Genomic DNA, 811 nt, shown 5'->3' on the forward strand with positions numbered 1-811 from the left:
ACAGATGATTGGGGTGAAGTCGTAACAAGGTAGCCGTATCGGAAGGTGCGGCTGGATCACCTCCTTTCTAAGGAGTCCTTTATGGACATGGAACACGCTTTGGCTTTTGTTTAGTTTTGAAAGAGCTCTTTTTCATTATCCTGACCATTTGTGTCCGGGTTTGGAAGAGCTTTTTTTATTTCTAGAGGTTTTGGGCCTATAGCTCAGCTGGTTAGAGCGCACGCCTGATAAGCGTGAGGTCGGTGGTTCGAGTCCACTTAGGCCCACCATTATTATATAGAAGAAAATATTTGGGGCCTTAGCTCAGCTGGGAGAGCGCCTGCCTTGCACGCAGGAGGTCAGCGGTTCGATCCCGCTAGGCTCCACCATTAATCTGTTGACAACATGTCTGTAGGTTAATATCCTGAAAATATCACGTCTTTCATAGAGTGGTAGAATGTTCCTTGAAAACTAGATAATGAAATTCTTGAAAACAAGACATCGAATTGTAATGCGTCAATTTTATTGACATCATGACCATTAGTTCATGAGAAGCAAGGAGTTCGAGGAAGTGATGTTCCGAGGAAACGGAGTTTAGTTCAGCTAAATGAGTACCGGAGGAGCGAAACTGACAAAGAAATCCGCCGCTTATCATGGAATAATGATTGACAAGCTAGAAGCGAGGAGATCGCGGAAGCAAAGTTTGGGAGGAACGGAGCGTAGATTGACCTACGTGAGTACCGGACGAACGCAGCTGACAAAGAGATCCGACGCTAATAGATTGGTCAAAGGTTAAGTTATGAAGGGCGCACGGTGGATGCCTTGGCACTAG

The 811-nt window shown here is 45.6% G+C and carries 2 tRNA genes and 1 rRNA gene; all 3 read left to right on the forward strand.

Annotated features, from left to right (window positions below):
• Positions 1-67 (forward strand): 16S ribosomal RNA (locus ACTWQL_RS24855); the annotation flags it as partial.
• Positions 68-192: 125 nt separating this feature from the next.
• Positions 193-269, forward strand: a tRNA-Ile gene (locus tag ACTWQL_RS24860).
• Positions 270-292: 23 nt separating this feature from the next.
• Positions 293-368, forward strand: a tRNA-Ala gene (locus tag ACTWQL_RS24865).
• Positions 369-811: the final 443 nt, after the last annotated feature.

The sequence above is a fragment of the Pseudalkalibacillus sp. R45 genome, assembly GCF_052246725.1.
GTDB lineage: Bacteria > Bacillota > Bacilli > Bacillales > Fictibacillaceae > Pseudalkalibacillus.